Annotated in this window: 18 protein-coding genes and 1 tRNA gene; 15 read left to right on the forward strand and 4 right to left on the reverse strand. The window is 58.3% G+C overall.

The annotated features are described in order from the left end of the window. The first annotated feature begins 3 nt into the window (after positions 1 to 3). From V6582_RS11610 to V6582_RS11620, 3 genes are all read left to right on the forward strand, one after another. Positions 4 to 1,191 carry a vWA domain-containing protein gene (locus tag V6582_RS11610; protein WP_156631350.1) on the forward strand — a complete coding sequence of 396 codons (1,188 nt, stop codon included), beginning with the start codon at positions 4 to 6 and terminating at the stop codon, positions 1,189 to 1,191. A 177-nt stretch (positions 1,192 to 1,368) separates the two neighbouring features. Continuing rightward, a complete protein-coding gene (locus tag V6582_RS11615; protein WP_197434349.1) occupies positions 1,369 to 2,379 on the forward strand; it encodes an aldose epimerase family protein in 1,011 nt (336 codons plus the stop codon). A 119-nt stretch (positions 2,380 to 2,498) separates the two neighbouring features. Then, positions 2,499 to 3,779 carry an MFS transporter gene (locus tag V6582_RS11620; RefSeq protein WP_156631348.1) on the forward strand — a complete coding sequence of 427 codons (1,281 nt, stop codon included), beginning with the start codon at positions 2,499 to 2,501 and terminating at the stop codon, positions 3,777 to 3,779. A 192-nt stretch (positions 3,780 to 3,971) separates the two neighbouring features. Here V6582_RS11620 and V6582_RS11625 read toward each other — a convergent pair. Beyond that, positions 3,972 to 4,046 (reverse strand) — tRNA-Gly (locus V6582_RS11625). A gap of 306 nt (positions 4,047 to 4,352) precedes the next feature. Between V6582_RS11625 and V6582_RS11630 the strand changes: the two genes are divergently transcribed. The 4 genes from V6582_RS11630 to V6582_RS11645 all read left to right on the forward strand — a co-directional run bounded on the left by V6582_RS11630 (position 4,353) and on the right by V6582_RS11645 (position 7,128). Next, positions 4,353 to 4,862, forward strand: a complete 510-nt coding sequence (locus tag V6582_RS11630; RefSeq protein WP_156631347.1) for a prolyl-tRNA synthetase associated domain-containing protein — start codon at positions 4,353 to 4,355, stop codon at positions 4,860 to 4,862. Positions 4,863 to 5,057: 195 nt separating this feature from the next. After that, on the forward strand, positions 5,058 to 6,056 hold the full coding sequence (trxA, locus tag V6582_RS11635) for a thioredoxin (RefSeq protein WP_156631346.1): 999 nt from the start codon (positions 5,058 to 5,060) through the stop codon (positions 6,054 to 6,056). 175 nt (positions 6,057 to 6,231) lie between these two features. Continuing rightward, positions 6,232 to 6,906 carry an LON peptidase substrate-binding domain-containing protein gene (locus V6582_RS11640; RefSeq protein ID WP_156631345.1) on the forward strand — a complete coding sequence of 225 codons (675 nt, stop codon included), beginning with the start codon at positions 6,232 to 6,234 and terminating at the stop codon, positions 6,904 to 6,906. A gap of 33 nt (positions 6,907 to 6,939) precedes the next feature. Then, positions 6,940 to 7,128, forward strand: a complete 189-nt coding sequence (locus tag V6582_RS11645) for a Trm112 family protein (protein WP_015917483.1) — start codon at positions 6,940 to 6,942, stop codon at positions 7,126 to 7,128. A 51-nt stretch (positions 7,129 to 7,179) separates the two neighbouring features. Here V6582_RS11645 and V6582_RS11650 read toward each other — a convergent pair whose 3' ends face one another. Beyond that, positions 7,180 to 8,394 carry a ubiquinone biosynthesis hydroxylase gene (locus tag V6582_RS11650; RefSeq protein ID WP_156631344.1) on the reverse strand — a complete coding sequence of 405 codons (1,215 nt, stop codon included), beginning with the start codon at positions 8,392 to 8,394 and terminating at the stop codon, positions 7,180 to 7,182. An 86-nt stretch (positions 8,395 to 8,480) separates the two neighbouring features. Between V6582_RS11650 and tesB the strand changes: the two genes are divergently transcribed. The 7 genes from tesB (at position 8,481) to V6582_RS11685 (ending at position 16,900) form a co-directional block, all read left to right on the forward strand. After that, positions 8,481 to 9,365 (forward strand): acyl-CoA thioesterase II, encoded by an 885-nt coding sequence (tesB, locus tag V6582_RS11655; RefSeq protein WP_156631343.1) that lies wholly within the window; start codon positions 8,481 to 8,483, stop codon positions 9,363 to 9,365. Positions 9,366 to 9,583: 218 nt separating this feature from the next. Beyond that, positions 9,584 to 9,934, forward strand: a complete 351-nt coding sequence (locus V6582_RS11660; protein WP_272492752.1) for a P-II family nitrogen regulator — start codon at positions 9,584 to 9,586, stop codon at positions 9,932 to 9,934. 28 nt (positions 9,935 to 9,962) lie between these two features. After that, on the forward strand, positions 9,963 to 11,321 hold the full coding sequence (locus V6582_RS11665) for an ammonium transporter (RefSeq protein ID WP_156631342.1): 1,359 nt from the start codon (positions 9,963 to 9,965) through the stop codon (positions 11,319 to 11,321). A 293-nt stretch (positions 11,322 to 11,614) separates the two neighbouring features. Next, the gene (locus V6582_RS11670; RefSeq protein WP_156631341.1) at positions 11,615 to 14,242 is read left to right on the forward strand and encodes a DNA translocase FtsK 4TM domain-containing protein; all 2,628 of its coding nucleotides are present in this window, start codon (positions 11,615 to 11,617) and stop codon (positions 14,240 to 14,242) included. 120 nt (positions 14,243 to 14,362) lie between these two features. Then, positions 14,363 to 15,025 carry an outer membrane lipoprotein carrier protein LolA gene (locus tag V6582_RS11675; protein ID WP_060718730.1) on the forward strand — a complete coding sequence of 221 codons (663 nt, stop codon included), beginning with the start codon at positions 14,363 to 14,365 and terminating at the stop codon, positions 15,023 to 15,025. Positions 15,026 to 15,159: 134 nt separating this feature from the next. Next, entirely contained in the window at positions 15,160 to 15,963 is an 804-nt protein-coding gene (locus V6582_RS11680) for an exodeoxyribonuclease III (protein ID WP_156631340.1), read from the forward strand. Between the two features lie 28 nt (positions 15,964 to 15,991). Then, positions 15,992 to 16,900 carry a HEPN domain-containing protein gene (locus tag V6582_RS11685; protein ID WP_156631339.1) on the forward strand — a complete coding sequence of 303 codons (909 nt, stop codon included), beginning with the start codon at positions 15,992 to 15,994 and terminating at the stop codon, positions 16,898 to 16,900. Positions 16,901 to 17,207: 307 nt separating this feature from the next. On the opposite strand, the gene V6582_RS11690 is transcribed toward V6582_RS11685, so the two are convergent. Both V6582_RS11690 and V6582_RS11695 read right to left on the reverse strand, forming a co-directional pair. Then, positions 17,208 to 17,663: a cyclic nucleotide-binding domain-containing protein gene (locus tag V6582_RS11690; RefSeq protein ID WP_156631338.1), complete on the reverse strand. Its 456-nt coding sequence runs from the start codon at positions 17,661 to 17,663 to the stop codon at positions 17,208 to 17,210. Between the two features lie 37 nt (positions 17,664 to 17,700). Then, positions 17,701 to 18,384, reverse strand: a complete 684-nt coding sequence (locus V6582_RS11695; protein WP_015917473.1) for a response regulator transcription factor — start codon at positions 18,382 to 18,384, stop codon at positions 17,701 to 17,703. 119 nt (positions 18,385 to 18,503) lie between these two features. Between V6582_RS11695 and V6582_RS11700 the strand changes: the two genes are divergently transcribed. Continuing rightward, positions 18,504 to 19,064 (forward strand): L,D-transpeptidase family protein, encoded by a 561-nt coding sequence (locus V6582_RS11700; protein WP_156631472.1) that lies wholly within the window; start codon positions 18,504 to 18,506, stop codon positions 19,062 to 19,064.

Here is a 19,064-nt window from a genome sequence, read left to right on the forward strand (position 1 = left end):
CCGATGTTCCTGCCCTTCTTCCTCAAGCTCAAACAACAGAAAGTCCCGGTCTCCCTCGGGGAATATCTGGCCCTGCTGGAAGGCATGGGGCGCGGCCTTGTCGATTTCGACATTGAGGCTTTCTATTATCTGGCCCGCACCACGCTGATCAAGGATGAGCGGCATATCGATCGTTTCGATCTGGTCTTTGCCGAATGTTTCAAGGGTTTGGAAGCGACTGGTGGGCCGCAGGCGGGTGTGTCTGAGACCGCTCTGCCGGAAGAATGGCTGCGCAAGCTGACCGAAAAACACCTGTCCGAGGAAGACAAGAAGCTGATCGAGTCCATGGGTGGTTTCGACAGGCTGATGGAAACGCTGAAACAGCGGCTGGCCGAGCAGAAGGCGCGCCATCAGGGCGGCTCGAAATGGATCGGCACGGCGGGCACGTCGCCCTTCGGGGCCTATGGCTACAATCCGGAAGGGGTGAGGATCGGCCAGGACGGCTCGCGCCACCGGCGCGCCGTCAAGGTTTGGGACCAGCGGGAATTTCGCAATCTCGACGATTCCGTTGCGCTTGGGACCCGCAATATCAAAGTCGCCCTGCGCCGGTTGCGCCGGTTCGTGCGGCAAGGTGCCCCGGACGAATTTGATTTGGGTGGCACGATCCGTGCGACGGCAGAGCATGGCTATCTTGATATCAAGACCCAGGCGGAACGGCGCAATGCCGTCAAGCTGCTGATGTTCTTCGATATCGGCGGCTCCATGGACGATCACGTCAAAGGCGTGGAGGAGTTGTTTTCGGCGGCCCGGTCGGAATTTCGGCATATGGAGCATTTCTACTTCCACAATTGCCTTTATGAGCGGGTATGGAAAGACAACCGCCGTCGCCGGACCGATGTCATCCCAACGGAAGAGATTATCCGAACCTATGGGCCGGATTACCGGGTGATCTTCGTCGGCGATGCGGCGATGAGCCCCTATGAGATCACCATGATCGGCGGATCGGTGGAACATTGGAATGGCGAGCCCGGTGCCCTCTGGCTTTCACGCATCACGGAGCATTTTCGCAAATGTTTGTGGCTCAATCCGATGCAGCAGGAGCATTGGGCCTATACCCATTCCATCGGTTTGATTTCGCACCTCATGGGCGGGCGAATGCATCCCCTGACGCTTGGCGGGTTGGAAGATGCGGCACGCGAGCTGTCGCGCTAGTCCGACCTGCATCGTCTATGGTGCGTTGATGCCTGCCGTAACGCTTTATGGTTGCTGGATATTTTATCTGTAAACGATTTCGGTTTGAGGAATTATGCAATAAACCTATGTGACACAGCAGAAACGATGACGCGCCCGCCTATGGCAGGCACCGTCGATGCAAGGGTGAGGAAGCATATGCAGCGTCTGGAATTTGGCACGACCACCAAGGGTGAAACGGTAGAGCAGGTCACGCTGCATGGCGGTGGCCTGAAGGCCAAGGTGCTGACCTGGGGAGCGGTGATCCAGGATCTCCGGATGGAAGGCCATGTGGCACCGCTGGTGCTGGGTTTCGAGCATTTCGAAGACTATGCCATCCACTCTCCCTATTTCGGGGCGACACCCGGGCGGTTGGCCAATCGTATTGCAAACGGACGTTTCACCCTTGACGGTGAAGACTATCAGTTGGAATGCAACGAGCGCGGCCTCACCCATCTGCATGGTGGCAGCGACGGCATCGGCAGGCGCAATTGGACGATTGCCGATCTTGACCGTGACCGGGTGGTGCTTGAGATCACCGATCCGGCGGGCCGGGCGGGCTATCCCGGCAATGCCCACATCCGGGCGACCTATCATCTCCAGGATGACGGTGTGTTGTCGGTGGTCTATGAGACGACCACGGACGCGCCGACACTCGCCAATCTCTGCCAGCATTCCTATTTCAACCTGGATGATTCGCCTGACATGCTGGATCATGAGTTGATGATTGCCGCCGACCACTATCTGCCTGTCGATGAGCGTCTGATTCCGACCGGAGAGCAGCGCCCGGTAATCGGCACGCCGTTTGATTTCCGGCAGATGGGCGTCATGCGTCGCACAGAAGACGGCGTTCAGGTGCCCTTTGACAACAATTTCTGTCTGTCGCAGACACGGGTGGCCAAGCGCAGCGTCGCCATGGCGCGCAGCCTGAAATCCGGCGTTTCCATGGAAGTGCGCACCACCGAACCCGGCGTTCAATTCTACGCGGGGGTCTACCTCAATATACCGGTTTCCGGTCTTGAGGGCCGTCGCTACGGTGCTTATGCCGGTTTTTGTCTGGAAACCCAGATCTGGCCGGATGCCATCAATCAGGCCGGTTTCTCAAGTGCTGTCCTGCGGCCCGGTGAAACCCTACGTCAGGAAACCGACTACGTGTTTTCAGTGAGTTGATCCTCTTCTGAGCGCATTTACCCAAGGTTGTGATTGGAACAATCAAGGCGTAATCATGTTTATATCACCCGTCCCCCGCAGCAGCTGGCGGGGAGGGGACGGTTGTGGGAGGACATGACTTGGTTTCTGAAAAAGCACTGATTTCAAAAATCACCTGGCGGCTGATGCCGTTTCTGGGGCTTCTCTACCTGATTGCCTATATCGATCGGCAGAATGTCAGTTACGCTAAATTGCAGATGGTCGATGCGCTGGGCTTGAGCGAATATGCCTATGGGCTTGGGGCGTCGCTGTTCTTTATTGGCTATTTTCTATTTGAAGTGCCGAGCAATCTCTTTCTCGAACGGTTCGGCGCCAGCCGCTGGTTTGCCCGCATCCTGGTATCCTGGGGCGCGGTGACGATTGCGCTTGCATATACCCAGAACGCGACGATGTTCTACATTCTGCGCTTCCTGCTGGGTGTCTGCGAGGCGGGCTTCTTTCCGGGCGTGCTCTATCTGCTGACCCTGTGGTTTCCAAGGGATTATCGAGGCCGGATGGTCGGGCTGTTCATGATTTTCAGCGCCCTTGCCAATGCCATCGGGGCGCCCTTGGGCGGCGTATTGCTCGATCTCGACGGTTTCCTCGGCTATCAGGGCTGGGAATGGGTGTTTCTGGCCACCGGTATTCCCGCGGTTCTGGCCGGTATCGTCACCTGGTTCCATCTTGCCGATACGCCTGCCAAGGCGAATTTTCTGACGGATGCTGAAAAAGCCTGGCTTCAGGCACGGCTGGATGCTGAAAATACCGGAATGGACAGCAATGCCGACAATGGCTTCAAGGCGCTGATCAATCCGCGCGTGCTGCTGATGTCGCTCTGCTATGTCGGCTTTCCGCTGGCCGCCTATGGTTTGAGCTATTGGCTGCCGACTATTGTCAAGGGGTTTGGCGTGTCCAATACGGTGAATGGCCTGATCAACATCATACCCTGGGTTGCGGTTGCCATTGCCCTCTATGTCGTGCCGTCTGCGGCTGACCGGACGGAAAACAAGACGCCCTATATTGTCATCCCGGCCTTTGTGGGTGCCGTCAGTCTTGTGATGTCGGCTATACTGACAGATCAGGTGATGCAATTTGCGTTTCTGTGCCTTGCCGCCGCCGGGATTTTCGCGGGTCAGCCGGTGTTTTGGAGCCTTCCATCGCGCTTCCTGAAAGGGGCCGGTGCCGCAGCCGGTCTGGCAGCCATCAACTCGGTCGGCAATCTCGGCGGGTTTGTTGCCCAGAATGTCGTGCCCTTGATCCGCGACCAAACGGGCAGCACGATTGCTCCGATGTTCTTCCTGGCGGCCTGCCTCGCCATTGCTGGCGTGCTGGTCATCATCATTGGCAGGGTAATGGGACATAAGCCGATACGGGCGACCTGACGCACTTCGCATTCCGGTGTCGCCATTCGGATCGCGTTTGGCGATGCCGCTTTTGCTAAAGGCAAGTTTTGATAGCTTATCAGGGAAGGGTTTTAGCGTCGTCAGTTGTAACGCCCAAACCGCTCGTTCAGATACGGAAAAGCGCAATCTCCCCTTCGGGAAATCATACGCTTGAATTTATCTTTGGAAAATTGGAGCGGGCGAAGGGATTCGAACCCTCGACCCCAACCTTGGCAAGGTTGTGCTCTACCCCTGAGCTACACCCGCTCATTGTCCATCGGTCCGGGGTAGTAAGCTGAACCGTGGGTCGCTGTGTTGCGGCGACGGGCGGTATATGGCCCAACTGCTTTTCGATTGCAACAGGGAAATGACGGCGTCTCCAAGATTTTTTCCAATCGGGGCCTAAGTTATTCTATGGCAATGAAAATTTTCAACGTTTGGTGAGGGCTGGAAATAAGGGCTGTTCACGACCTGTTTGAATAGACGATTGGCGCATAAAACAGTTGAAGGAGATCGCTTGATATCGTTTAACCGCGGGGTGTCGCCAAGACTATCTTCTGAAGCAGGACCATCATGACAGAGATTATGCCGAAATCGCCCGCAGACCTGTTTGCATTTCTCGACAGCCTCGGCATCGAGCACCGGACAGTGTCACATCCGCCGGTCTTTACCGTGGCCGAATCGGTGTCCCTACGCGATGAGATCCCTGGCGGCCATACCAAGAACCTGTTCGTCAAGGACAAGAAGGATCAGTTCTTCCTGCTGGTGGTCGAGGAAAACGCTATTGTCGATCTGAAGACCGTCCATACGCTGATCGGTGCGGCCAGCAAGGTGTCCTTTGGCAAGCCGGAAAAGCTGATGGAGTATCTGGGTGTCGTCCCCGGCTCGGTGACGGCGTTCGGCGCAATAAACGACACGGGCAACAAGGTGACATTCGTTCTGGATGCAGACCTGATGCAGCATGAGATCATCAATTGCCATCCGCTGTCGAATGACGCTACAACCTCGATTGGCCGCGACGACCTCCTGCGCTTTCTGATGGCGACTGGACATGAGGCAAACGTCTTGAAAGTCACGGCCTGAGGCACGATTTAAACGCTTACACGGTTCATTGAAATTCAAGGAACCCTGCAAAGATCATGTGGCCGGGACAAGGGCTGCGACATGGTTCCCGATCTCTGTTGCGGTATGAAACGGAATCTGCGGACGGTGGAAATAAAACGGCACCTGGAATGCGTTTCAAACGCCCGGGCTGTCAGGAACAGGCGGGAGATGGTGATGAGTAATTCTGGTAATCCATACGGCGGCTCCTATGGCGGGCAGATGACGGCGAATGCGCAATTCGGCACGGCGCCTGCTGCGGCAGCACCGGCTTCTGCAGGAGCGGCGCCCGCTGGTGGTCTGATCAAGGATACGACCACCCAGGGCTTTGCCAAGGATGTGCTGGAAGAATCCCGCCGCCAGCCGGTCCTGGTGGATTTCTGGGCGCCCTGGTGTGGCCCTTGCCGCCAGTTGACGCCGATCATCGAAAAGGCGGTCAATGAAGCCAGGGGCAAGGTCAAGCTGGTCAAGATGAATATCGACGACCATCCGGCCATTGCCGGTCAGCTTGGTATCCAGTCCATTCCTGCCGTCGTCGCCTTTGTCGATGGCCGTCCTGCCGATGGCTTCATGGGAGCGCTGCCGGAAAGCCAGGTCAAGCAGTTCATCGATAAGCTGGGTGGCCCGGACGGCGGTGCCGATCAGGCGGCGGAAATCGAAGCGGTGCTGGAAGAGGCCAAGGGGCTTTACGATGGCGGCGATTTCGACGGCGCGGCCCAGCTCTATGCGGCGGTCATGCAGGCCGATCCGGAAAATGCCAAGGCGGTTGCCGGCATTGCCGAATGCATGCTTGCCCTCAATCAGCATGAACGGGTGCGCCAGATTGTCGATGGCCTGCCCGAAGAACTGGCGAAAGCTGCGGAAATCCAGGCCGTGGCCAAAAAGCTGGAGCAAATCGAAGAGGCTCGCAAGCTGGGCGATCCGGTGGCGCTGGAGCAGCAGCTGTCGCTTAACCCTGACGATCACGAGGCACGGCTGAAGCTTGCCAAGATCCGCAATGTCGAGGGCAGGCGCGAAGACGCGGCTGATCATCTGCTGTTGATCATGAAAAAAGACCGGACCTTCGATGACGATGGCGCCCGCCGCCAACTGGTTGAATTTTTCGAGGTCTGGGGCCCGAAGGACCCGGCCACCATTCAGGCTCGGCGCAAGCTGTCTTCGATCTTGTTTTCGTAACGGGTTTGAAGGCAGAAAACAGGATGAGCCCTGGTCAAGGGCTGATCCCTACCTTCAGACGGGTGGAAGTTGTGTTCTGTGGCAGGCGCACCTTGAGATTTGCCGGGCGCATGCCACATTATAATGAATTAAAGAGCGGCTGGGCATTGGCTCGGTGCTCTTTCAGGAGGGTGGAATGCAGGTCGGCAATGCGCGATATCTGACGGCGGCTGATTTTCCGGAAACATTGCCGGTTTTTCCGCTGGCAGGAGCTCTTCTGCTGCCCGGTGGGCAATTGCCACTGAACATATTCGAGCCGCGCTATCTGGAAATGTTCGATGCCGCATTGCGCAGCAATCGGCTGATCGGCATGATTCAGCCGGCATTGACCGAGCCCTATGAGATTGCCACCGGTATTCCGGCCCTGTGCAGCATGGGATGCATCGGACGGATCACCTCTTTCGCCGAGACGGGCGATGGCCGCTATATTCTGTCATTGGGTGGAATCTGCCGTTTCCGGCTGAGTGAAGAGCTGAAAACCACCCATCCATTCCGCACGGTGCGAATTTCGCCGTTCATGGCCGATCTGGCGGCTGAAGGCCAGGAAAACAGCGTGGATCGGGAGCGGTTGCTCGCGGTGTTCCGAGCCTATCTCGATGCCAACAAACTGGAGGCGGATTGGGACAGCGTCCAGCGCGCCAGCAACCTGACCCTGGTCAATTCCTTGTCGATGATGTCGCCTTTCACACCTGCTGAAAAACAGGCCTTGCTGGAAGCAACCGATCTGCATAGCCGCACGGAAACCCTGATTGCCATTACCGAAATTTATCTGGCACGCGGTTTTGGCGACGTGGAGCCGGTTTTACAGTAACGGTGAATGGACAGACAATGAGGGAGCGAAGCCATGGACCAGCGGATGAACGGTGTCGATCCGAAAATGCTGGAATTGTTGGTCTGCCCGCTGACCAATGGCCGCTTGACCCTTAACCGGGAAAACAACGAGCTGGTCTCGGAAAAGGCAAGGCTTGCCTATCCCATCCGCGATGGCATTCCGATCATGCTGGTATCGGAAGCCCGCAAGATCGAAGACTGAAGGCGCTGTCTGGAGGCCGTTGGCCTCGCCAGTCACCTGTCACAGTCTGTGTCAGATCGCCTGACCGGTCAGAAGTTTCGGACCGCCCTTCACCGCTGTTCCTGCGGCCTCCGAAATAAAATAGCTTTTCAGTTTCGGCAGCCGTTCCACCAGACCCAGCCCGAAATCCCGGGCGATTCTTACCGGCGTAATATCGTTGGAAAACAGCCGGTTCAGCACGTCGGTGGTCACGCCCATGCGGAATGTGTCGAAGCGACGCCAGGTCTGGTAGCGTTCCAGAACCGTGAGGTCGCCGATATCGAGGCCGAGGCGATCGGCATCGACGATTGTTTCCGCCAGCGCCGCCACATCCTTGAAGCCAAGATTGAGGCCCTGGCCGGAAATCGGATGAATACCATGGGCGGCATCCCCTGCGAGCGCCAGCCGTGGCCCGATGAAAGAGCGGGCAAGCGTCAGTCCCAGCGGAAAAGCACGCCGGTCGCCGGTGGCACGGATAGCGCCGAGTTTGTGGCCGAAACGGCGCTCCAGTTCGGTTTCGAACATCAGGTCGTCCTCGGCCACCAGCCGGTCCGCATCCTCGCTGCGCTCGGTCCAGACCAGCGACGAGCGATTGCCGGTCAAGGGCAGGATGGCAAAGGGGCCAGCGGGCAGGAAATGCTCCTCTGCCACCCCTCCATGCGGGCGCTCATGTTCGACCGTGGTGACAATCCCGGACTGGCCATAGGCCCAGGTGACGGTCTTGATCCCCGCCATGTCCCTGATGCGCGAGCGCACGCCGTCACAGGCGACAACCAAGCGGCAGTCAAGGGTTGTGCCGTCGGAAAGCGCGACTTCGGCCTTATGGCCGTTCACGGAAAAGCCTGCGGCTTTCACGCCATGGCGAATGGAAATTCCCGCCTCACCGGCAGCATCGAGAAGCGCCCCGACCATGGCGACATTGGGCACCATATAGGCGAAGGGCTTGCCCTCCTCGACTTCGCCGTCAAAGGTCAGGTAGACGGGCCGAACCGGATCGCTGGTGCGCGAATCGGTGACGATCATCCGGTTGATCGGCTGAGACTGCGGTTCGATCGTGCTCCAGACGCCGAAAACCTCAAGCATTTTGGTGGCTGCCGCAATCACCGCCGAGGCCCGAGGGTCCTTGCGCCACTGGCCTTCGGGGGCTGCTTCGATTACCGTCACGTCCAGATGCGGCGCGGCGCGCTTGACGGCGAGCGCCGCCGAGAGACCGACATATCCGCCTCCGACTACAACCAGATCCGCCATCATCTACTCCCTTACAGCTTGTATCGTGCTTCTGGTCTTATATAGATCACTTGGACCCGACTTCCTACCGCCGGAGCTTTTCCAAAATGCCGCAGACAGAAAATTCCGCCACACCGATGGAAAAACTGATCGAAACGCTGAACCTGGAGGCATTGGAAGTCAATTTGTTCCGAGGCACCAGCCCGCAGGTCGGGTGGCAAAGGGTATTCGGCGGCCAGGTCATCGCCCAGGCCTTGATGGCAGCGCAGCGCTGTGTCGATAGCGAGCGTTACGTTCACTCCCTGCATGCCTATTTCCTGCGTCCCGGCGATCCGGCGGTGCCAATTCTTTATCAGGTCGAGCGGACCCGTGACGGCGCCAGCTTTTCGACCCGCCGGGTCGTTGCCATCCAGCACGGCCAGATGATATTTTCGATGTCGGCCTCTTTCCAGCAGGACGAAGACGGCTATTCCCACCAGCTCGTCATGCCCAATGTGACGCCGCCGGAAGGGTTGATGGGCGAGCGGGAATTTCGCGAAATGTTTCTGTCGCAAGCGCCTGCCCATATCAGGGCCTATTGGGCAAGGGAACGGCCGGTGGAATTTCGCCCCACCTCCTTCCTGCATTATCTGACAAAGGACAAGCTGGAACCAAAGGCCGATATCTGGGTGCGCATGACCGGTGCGGTGCCGGACGACCGCCGTTTGCAGGCAGCCGTGCTGGCCTATCTCTCCGACATGACGCTCCTGGATGTCGCGCTCTATGCCCACGGCGCTTCGGTTTTCGACCAGCGCATCCAGGCCGCCAGCCTTGACCATGCGATGTGGTTTCACCAGCCCGACAAGCTCGATGACTGGCTGCTCTATTCCCAGGACAGCCCCAGCGCGTCGGGTGGCCGGGGAATGACCAGAGGCTCAATTTATACGCGGACAGGCCAGCTGGTTGTTTCCGTTGCCCAGGAAGGCTTGATTCGGAAAAAGGCAAATGATTAAATTTTGTGCGATTTTTTGAATTTGCACAAAAAAAACCATATTTTCGCCCATTCCGGTGCCTTTTTTTTGGCGCTCTCCATTATGATCCTTGTATTTCAATAGCTTAGACGCCGCCTGAAACTTGGCACACGGTTTGAATGTAGGATGATAGTCGCTGCCCCCTGTCGTAGGTCGGCGTCGAGGAGAGACGGCGTTTTTCGCCGAGGATAAACCAGAGGATGGGAAACCAGATGAAGATTGTGATGGCCATTATCAAGCCGTTCAAGCTGGATGAAGTGCGCGAAGCACTGACGGCTGTCGGTATCCAAGGCCTGACCGTCACGGAGGTCAAGGGATATGGACGGCAGAAGGGGCACACGGAAATCTATCGCGGCACGGAATATGCCGTGAGCTTCCTGCCCAAGCTGAAGATCGAGGTCGCTGTGGCGACGGATGTTGCCGAAAAGGCTGTGGAAGCGATCGCCTCTGCCGCCAAGACCGGTCAGATCGGCGATGGAAAGATTTTCGTCTACGGGATCGATCAGGCGGTGCGTATCCGCACCGGTGAAACCAATACCGAAGCCTTGTAAGACCGGCCGTCAAGGGGAGTTCATATACATGTCGTTTTCCACATTCAAATCTCAAGCCTTGCGCCTCGGGGCCGCATCGGTAGCCTTGATGGCGCCAGCGATCGCCTTTGCACAGGATGCAGCGCCAGCCGTTGCGGCGGCAGCTGCTCCGGTTCCCGATAAGGGCGATACCGCCTTCATGTTCCTGTCCACCATCCTGGTTCTGTTCATGGCGGTTCCCGGTCTCGGCCTGTTCTACGGCGGCCTGGTGCGCGCCAAGAACATGCTGTCCGTGCTGATGCAATGCACCGTCATTGCCGCCATGGTGATGATCGTCTGGGTCATCTATGGCTATTCCTTCGCCTTCGGCGGCGGCGAAAGCCCGTTCTTCGGTGGCTTTGCCAAGATGTTCCTGGCTGGCGTCGACACCACGACAACGGCTGCCACCTTCAGCAAGGGCGTTGTCATTCCTGAATACATCTTCATGCTGTTCCAGATGACCTTCGCGGCCATCACGCCTGCCCTGATCATCGGTGCCTTCGCGGAACGCATCAAGTTCTCGGCTGCGATCCTGTTCTGCCTGCTTTGGGTTACCTTCGTCTATTTCCCGGTCGCCCATATGGTCTGGGATGCCAAGGGCTACCTTTTCGGCCTCGGCGCACTTGATTTTGCCGGCGGCACGGTCGTTCACATCAATGCCGGTGTTGCCGGTCTTGTTGGTGCGATCCTGGTCGGCAAGCGCACGGGCTATGGCAAGGACATGATGGCCCCGCATTCCATGACGCTCACCTATGTCGGTGCCGCCATGCTCTGGGTCGGCTGGTTCGGCTTCAACGCCGGTTCCAACCTCGAAGCCTCCGGTGGCGCGATGCTGGCAACTGTCAACACCTTCATTGCCACGGCTGCGGCTATCCTGTCCTGGTGCGTGGTTGAATCCTTCACCCGCGGCAAGGCCTCGATGCTGGGCGCTGCCTCCGGCATGATTGCGGGCCTCGTTGCCATCACGCCCGCCGCCGGTATCGTCGGCCCGATGGGCGCCATCGTCATGGGCGTGATCGTTTCGCCGCTCTGCTACTTCTTCGTCTCTGTCGTGAAGAACAAGTTCGGCTATGACGATACGGCTGACGTGTTCGGCGTCCACGGCATTGGCGGCATGTTCGGCGCTATTGCCACCGGCATTTTCGCCAGCGCCTCCCTGGGTGGCGTCGGCTATGCCGGCGAACAGACGATGGGCGGCCAGGTCATGGTACAGCTTCAGGCCGTGGTCATCACCGTCCTGTGGACCGGTATCGGCTCTGCGATCCTCTACAAGATCGTCGATGTCATCGTTGGTCTGCGTGTGCCGGTTGAAGCCGAGCGCGAAGGTCTCGACCTCGCCTCGCACGGTGAAGCTGCTTATCACTCCTGATCCCTGTTGCTCCCCTTTCGGGGGGCCGATCAAGGTGCTTCGTTACCAGAAAACCAGCCCGGGCCTCGTGCCCGGGTTTTTTGATTCTGGAAAATCGCGCTCTATATACGCTCATAGCGAAAGACTGGTTGCGCCACGATGGCAAGGCGGGCTTTCGACCGGACGGGCTATCCATGGTTAAAGGAGCGTTAACCCGTATTCTGGTAATCTCATGTTTCGCAAGCCGGTTCGGGTCCTGCCCGGCGCATCCGGTTTCCAAGTTTTGTTGAAATTGCACTGGCAGGCGAACACCTATGAGCAGAAGCACGCTGGCAATATTGGAAGAGCGGTCGCCTCGGATGATCGTGATGGGTTTCATCATGCGGCAATGCCTGGCTCTGCTTGGCTTTGCCCTGTTCCTTGGGCTGGTGGCGGCTATTGCCGCGCTGGCCACCTGGAATGTTGCTGATCCCAGCTTTTCCTATGCGACCAGTAGGGCGCCCACCAATATTCTCGGTTATCCCGGCGCCGTGTTCGCTGATCTTTCCATGCAGTTTTTCGGGCTTGCCTCGGTTGCGGCGCTGTTGCCTGTGCTGGCCTGGTCGCTTTCGCTGATTTCGGGCCGCAAGATTACCCGCCTGCCACGCCGGCTTGCCGCCTGGGGCACCGGGGCGGTCGCGGGCGCTGCCGTGTTCGGCTGTTTTCCGCCGCCCGGCACCTGGCCCATTCCCAACGGGATCGGTGGCGTGATCGGCGATATGATCCTGCGCTTTCCTGCACTGTTTGTCGGAGCCTATCCGACCGGAACCTTTGCCATGGTGCTGGGCGTGATCTTCATCGCCCCGATGCTGTGGCTGATGTTGTTTGCCGCTGGTATCATCGGCAATGAAGAGGATGATTTCGAAGCGGAAATTATGGCTGCCCGCGCAAGCTCACAGGCAGGGTCGCGCAAGAGCAAGGCCGTGCCTATCGTCGATGAAGATGAAGACGATGATGACCGTACCGGGCCTTTCGCGCTGGCTGCCGGTGCGCTCGCCCATGTCTGGTATACCGGTCAGGCCCGGATGCGGCGTCTCGCCGGTCTGAAGCCACAAAGGCGCGAGCGGTCTAATTTCGACCAGCCCTATGATTTCAACGATGATGAGGTTATGCCGGTTCAGGCTGGACGCCCGGACCACCGCGCCGATCCGTCTTTTGGGCCGGGTGAGCGGAGTGCGGGCCGCCGCCGTATCGCGCCGCCGCCGGTATCGCCGGACGATGCGCATGACGAGCCACCCTTTGACCTGCGCACCCGTGGTCGCTCGGCTGATGACATCCTATTCGACGATGAAGACGAAGACCGCGCTGCAAAGCCTTCTGCCCGCCGCACGGCGGCTCCTGCTGAGCGTCCGCGCCCGGCTCCGGTCGCTGGCCCAAGGGGTGCGCGTGGCTTCCAATTGCCATCGGTTCAGCTTCTGGCCGAACCGCGTGCGGTTGCCAAGGATGCCAGCCTGTCGGCTGACCAGCTTGAACACAATGCCCGGACGCTGGAAGGTGTGCTGGAGGATTTCGGCGTCAAGGGTGACATTATCGAAGTGCGTCCCGGCCCGGTTGTCACGCTTTATGAGCTGGAGCCAGCGCCAGGCATCAAATCATCCCGCGTTATCGGTCTTGCCGATGATATTGCCCGCTCGATGAGCGCTATTGCCGCCCGTGTCGCCGTCGTGCCTGGCCGCAATGCGATTGGCATCGAATTGCCGAACAGAACCCGCGAAACCGTCTATCTGCGGGAAATGATCGGTAGCCGCGACTTCAATGGCTCGACCGCCAAGCTGCCGATGGCGCTGGGCAAGACTATTGGCGGTGAACCTGTGATTGCCGACCTCGCCAAGATGCCGCATCTGCTGGTGGCCGGTACGACCGGGTCGGGCAAGTCGGTGGCGATCAACACCATGATCCTGTCGCTGGTCTATCGTTTGCCGCCGGAAAAATGCCGGTTGATCATGATCGATCCGAAAATGCTGGAATTGTCGATTTATGACGGCATTCCGCATCTGCTCTCGCCTGTCGTTACCGATCCGAAAAAGGCCGTCGTCGCCTTGAAATGGACGGTGCGTGAGATGGAAGAGCGCTACAAGAAGATGTCAAAGATCGGCGTTCGCAATATCGACGGCTTTAATAGCCGCGTCGAGCAGGCCATTGAAAAGGGCGAAGTGCTGACCCGCACCGTGCAGACCGGCTTTGACCGGCAGACCGGCGAGGCCATGTACGAGACCGAGACCTTCGATTTGCAGCCCATGCCCTATATCGTTGTCATCATCGACGAGATGGCCGACCTTATGATGGTGGCGGGCAAGGATATCGAAGGCGCGGTGCAGCGCCTGGCGCAGATGGCGCGTGCGGCGGGCATCCACGTGATCATGGCGACGCAGCGTCCGTCCGTGGACGTGATCACCGGCACGATCAAGGCAAACTTCCCGACCCGGATTTCCTTCCAGGTCACTTCGAAGATCGACAGCCGCACCATTCTGGGCGAGCAGGGCGCCGAACAGCTGCTGGGCATGGGCGATATGCTCTACATGGCTGGCGGAGGACGCATCCAGCGTGTTCACGGACCTTTCGTCTCGGATAATGAGGTGGAAGACATCGTTGCCTATCTGAAAACCCAGGGCGCACCGGATTATCTGGAAGCAGTCACCATTGATGAAGACGACGATGAAGGTGGCGGACCGGCAGGGACCGGCAATCTGGCCGAATCGGATGATCCTTACGACCAGGCCGTCGCCGTCGTGCTTCGGGATGGGAAAGCCTCGACCTCCTATGTTCAACGTCGGCTGGGCATCGGCTATAATCGCGCCGCATCGCTGATCGAACGCATGGAGCAGGAAGGCATTATCGGCCCGGCCAACCACGCGGGCAAACGCGAAATCCTCGTTCCGACGGAAGCTGACATCGAGCGGTGATGGCGACAGGCTGGCGTGGAACGTCCGGGCGTCGAAAGACGTTTCGGCGTTCACGATCCGGTGTGTGTCACCATGGCGCCCGGTTTGCGCTGTAGGGAACAAGGGCAAAAGGAGAAAAGAATGCAGAAGAAGACGTTTGCCCCGGCAGGCATGGCAGGGATGATTGGCCGCCGGGGATTTATTGGCCTGGCGGCTGCGGGCATCGCTGTTGTGGCCACAGGCGCCACAGTGTCACCCGCATATGCTCAGGCCCAGGCCAGCGCCGCCCAGAGGATTGCCGATCATTTTGCCTCGGTGAAAACCATGATGGGTGAGTTCGTGCAGTTTGGCCCACGCGGTGAACAAACAGCCGGAAAATTCTATATCGAACGGCCCGGCAAGCTGCGTTTCAACTATGAGCAGCCGTCGCCGATGCGGGTGATTTCCGATGGCCGCAATGTCGCGATCGGCAACCTGAAAATGAAGACCTGGGATGTCTATCCGCTGTCGAAAACGCCACTAAGCCTGCTTCTGTCCGACCGCATCGATCTCGGCCATCAGATGGTGCGGCAGGTCAAGGAAGAGCAGGACCTGACCACCATCGTGCTGGGCGATAAGTCGATCTTTGGCGACCAGACGATCACCTTGATGTTCGATCCGAAGACCTTCGAGCTGCGGCAATGGACGGTGACCGATGCCCAGGGCAAGGACACGTCGGTGATGATCTTCAACGTCCAGCAGGGCGTTAATTTCGATGAAAAAGTCTTTGAAGTTCCCTATGACGATATCCGCAATCGCGGCTGAGCGACGGTTGATCGACCTCTACCCGATCGAGGCTCGAAATCTGGAGATTTCGGGCCTTTTCACTGTCAAAATTCTACGAGTTTGCATAAAGGGATGAGCAATGCCGGATCTGTTCGGCGCTGAAGGATCTCGACATGACTTTTTCCCTGACCACCTGGAATATCAATTCGGTGCGGCTGCGCATGCCGATTGTTGAGCATTTTCTCAAACTGCGCCAGCCGGATATTCTCTGCCTTCAGGAAATCAAGTGCCAGAACCATGAGTTTCCGTTGGAGGCGTTTCAGGCGCTGGGCTATCCCTATGCCATTCTGCATGGCCAGAAGGGCTATCATGGCGTTGCCACCGTTTCGAAATTTCCGTTGACCGAAGATCACCGGCAGGATTTCTGCGGCGTCGGTGACAGCCGCCATATTTCGGCGATTTTCGAGTGGAACGGGCGGCGTATTCGCCTGCATAATTTCTATGTTCCTGCCGGAGGTGATGAGCCCAACCGGGACATCAATCCAAAATTCGGCCACAAGCTGGATTTCGTCGAGGAAATGAAGGTGCTGTCGGCCAGTGCCGAGCCGAATACCTCCGCTATCCTGGTCGGCGACCTGAATATCGCGCCGCTGGAGCATGATGTCTGGTCGCACAAGCAGCTGCTAAAGATCGTGTCCCATACGCCGGTGGAAACCGCAGGCCTGCTTGACGTGATCGACCGGGGTGGCTGGGTAGACCTGATGCGGGAACTGGTCGATCCATCGCAAAAACTCTATACGTGGTGGAGCTACCGGGCCAAGGATTGGGACGCCGCCGACAAGGGCCGCCGCCTCGACCATATCTGGTCATCGCCGGATCTGTTACCGTCGCTTAAAACCATCGAGATCTTGCGCGAAGCGCGTGGCTGGGAAAAGCCGTCCGACCACGTGCCGGTGACAGCGCAGTTCGCGCTTTGATATCCACAGCACGTCAAGGGAGGGGCAGATGGATCAGGACCGGCTCAATCATCTGCCCGCCCGCAAGCAGCGCGAGCTGGAGCGGGTGGTCCGCATTCTCTTCGATGAATTCGAAGCCGCGCAAAAGGGCAGGCTGTCCGATAAAAACAAGGGCGGCCGTATCCTCAAGCTGATCCTGTTCGGTTCCTATGCGCGTGGCGATTGGGTCGAGGACCATGCCAGCGGCTATTATTCGGATTATGATCTGCTGGTGGTGGTCAATACCGAGGTTTTTGCCGACGAGGATGAGTTCTGGCGCGGCGCGCAGGACTATCTGATCCGGGAGGAAATCGCCACCAAGCGCTTGAAAACCCCTGTCAATTTTATCGTTCACTCCCTTGAGGATCTGAACAATCGACTGGCTCGTGGTCTGCCTTTCTTCATTGATATCGCCCGTGACGGCATCCCGCTTTATGAAGCGCCGGGCTTTCCGCTCACCACGGCCAAACCGCTGGCTCCAGAGGAGAGGCAGGCGCAGGCGAAGACTTATTTTGAGGATTGGTTTTCGAGTGCCGAGGCCTTTCAGGCCGCAGCCGGATTTTTGATTGAGCGTGGTAATTTTAATGAAGCCGCCTTCCAGCTTCATCAAACGGTTGAACGGCTTTACCACTGCGTTCTGTTGGTGAGGACACTTTATAGCCCTCAGTTGCACAATTTAAGAAAATTACGGCCTCTGGCCGAAAGTTTTGATACTCGTCTGGTCGATGCGTGGCCGAGGAAAAACCGCCTTGCCCGCCGTTGTTTCGATCGCCTGCACCGCGCCTATGTCGAGGCTCGGTACTCGTCGAAATATGAGATTACCGCCGAGGAATTGGCTTGGCTGGTAGAGCATATCAAACAGTTGCAGGGTGCTGTCGAACTGGTCTGCAAGGAGTGGTTGGAGAACCACGGTCTATAGCAGTGTCAGTAAACCGCTGTGATTGATTGGCGACGGTACATGATATTGTCGTTTCGATATGCCGTTTACCCCCCTCTGCCTTGCCAGGCATCTCCCCCTCAAGGAGGGAGATCGACCCGGAGTTGGCCGCTCGCTTCACGTCATCTGTACACAGCGACGAAAGTCGCCAACCTATCCGAAGAATGAGCGGCCACGTCTATCCGATCTCCCCCCTTGAGGGGGAGATGTCCGGCAGGACAGAGGGGGGTGAGCTTCACGGTAAAACGATGATGCAATCTTGCCGCCCAACCGGACAACGCGGTAAGCGTTACCGAAAACGCTCTTCCATCCCCTTTGCACCGGTCGCCAGTGCCATGAGGTTTTGCCGGATGCGCTCCTGCATGACCAGGCCGAGCTTTGGATATTCCTCCAGCAGCCGGTGGAACAGCGGGCGGGGAATGCGCAGCACTTCGGAATCTTCCAGGGCGATGGCGGTGTATTTGCGCTCCACCATGGTGGCCAGCGCCAGTTCCGACAGCATGGTGCCAGGACCGGCAACGGCGGCGACTTGCGGCTTGCCATCGCGGCCTGTGTTGGAAAGCTCGAACCGACCGCGCACCACCACATAGGCACATTCAGCCGGGGAGTGTTCCCGAAACAGCGGCTGGCCCTGGGCGATGGGCCTGTGTTCGGCACCAAAGGCAATCAGCCGCAGCTGGTCAGGCTCCAGCCCCTGAAACAGCGCCAGGGATGAGAGCAGTTGCATGTCATCGCTCAGCGCCATCGAGAATGCTCCGGTTCAGGGTCCGTTCAATGTCCGTTTAGGGAATAATCTTGTAACCGCCGTTTTCGGTGACCAGAATTTCGGCGTTGGACGGGTCTCGTTCTATCTTCTGGCGCAGGCGATAGACATGGGTTTCCAGCGTATGGGTGGTGACACCGGAGTTGTATCCCCAGACTTCTTCCAGCAGCACATCGCGGGTGACGACTTTCTGCCCGGCGCGGTAGAGATAGCGGATGATGGCCGCTTCCTTTTCCGTCAGCCGGATTTTCTTGCCGTCCTCGGTGGTCAGCAGCTTCTGGCTTGGCTTGAACAGATAGGGACCGACAGTAAAAGTCGCGTCCTCGCTCTGCTCGTGCTGGCGCAACTGCGCACGGATGCGGGCCAGCAGAACCGCAAAGCGGAATGGTTTGGTGACGTAGTCGTTGGCACCGGCTTCAAGTCCCAGAATGGTGTCAGAATCGGTGTCGTGGCCGGTCAGCATGATGACAGGGGCCTTGAAGCCGCCCTTGCGCAGCAGTTTCACGGCTTCGCGGCCATCCATGTCGGGCAGGCCGACATCCATGATCATCAGGTCCACCTGGCCGTTGCGGGCGGCCTGCACGCCCTTGGTGGCGTTGGATTCCTGCTGGATCGAAAACTCCTCGTAGAGGGAAAGTTGTTCCACCAGCGTTTCGCGCAGGTCATCGTCGTCATCGACCAGAAGGATCGTCCGAGCAGCCATACCTGATATACTCCCAAGCAGCGAACAGGCCAGATTGCACTGTTCTTGAAATCATTGTCTTATCTAGCCAACTCACTCTACAAGAAAAGTGTTCGACAAAGCAAAACTCCGTGAGCGAAATGCCAAACCCAGTTTCCAGAGCCGGGGCTCAACCGCGCCAAGGTCTTCGCAGTATTGTGGTGCGGCGCAAGCCCGGTTGCAAGAGCCAGGCCATCGTTCAGGCCGGACCGCTGCGGTTTCCCGCTGCCATCGGACGGTCGGGCATCACGGCTTTCAAGAGCGAGGGCGATGGCGCAACCCCACGGGCATCGATGCGGTTGCTTTACGGCTACTTTCGGGCGGAGCCTCGTGGGGCCATACGCTCACGCCTGCCCTTGAGGTCGATTCGTGCCGATATGCTGTGGTGCGATGCGCCGGGCCATCCAGCCTATAACCGCCCGGTTAAGGCGCCTTTCACCCCCAGTCATGAGCGGTTGCAGCGACAGGACCGGCTCTATGATATCTGCCTGGTGATGGATTGGAACATCACCTGCCGCAAACAAGGCGGTGGTTCGGCGATCTTTTTCCATATTGCCCGGCCTGATTATGCCCCGACGGAAGGGTGTGTGGCGATCAACCCCGCCGACATGCGTCGTCTGGTTGCGCTCGTTTCGCCAACGACCGTCGTCACGGTTCTGTGA

This window comes from Agrobacterium vitis (genome assembly GCF_037039395.1).
In the GTDB taxonomy this organism is placed as follows: domain Bacteria; phylum Pseudomonadota; class Alphaproteobacteria; order Rhizobiales; family Rhizobiaceae; genus Allorhizobium; species Allorhizobium vitis_E.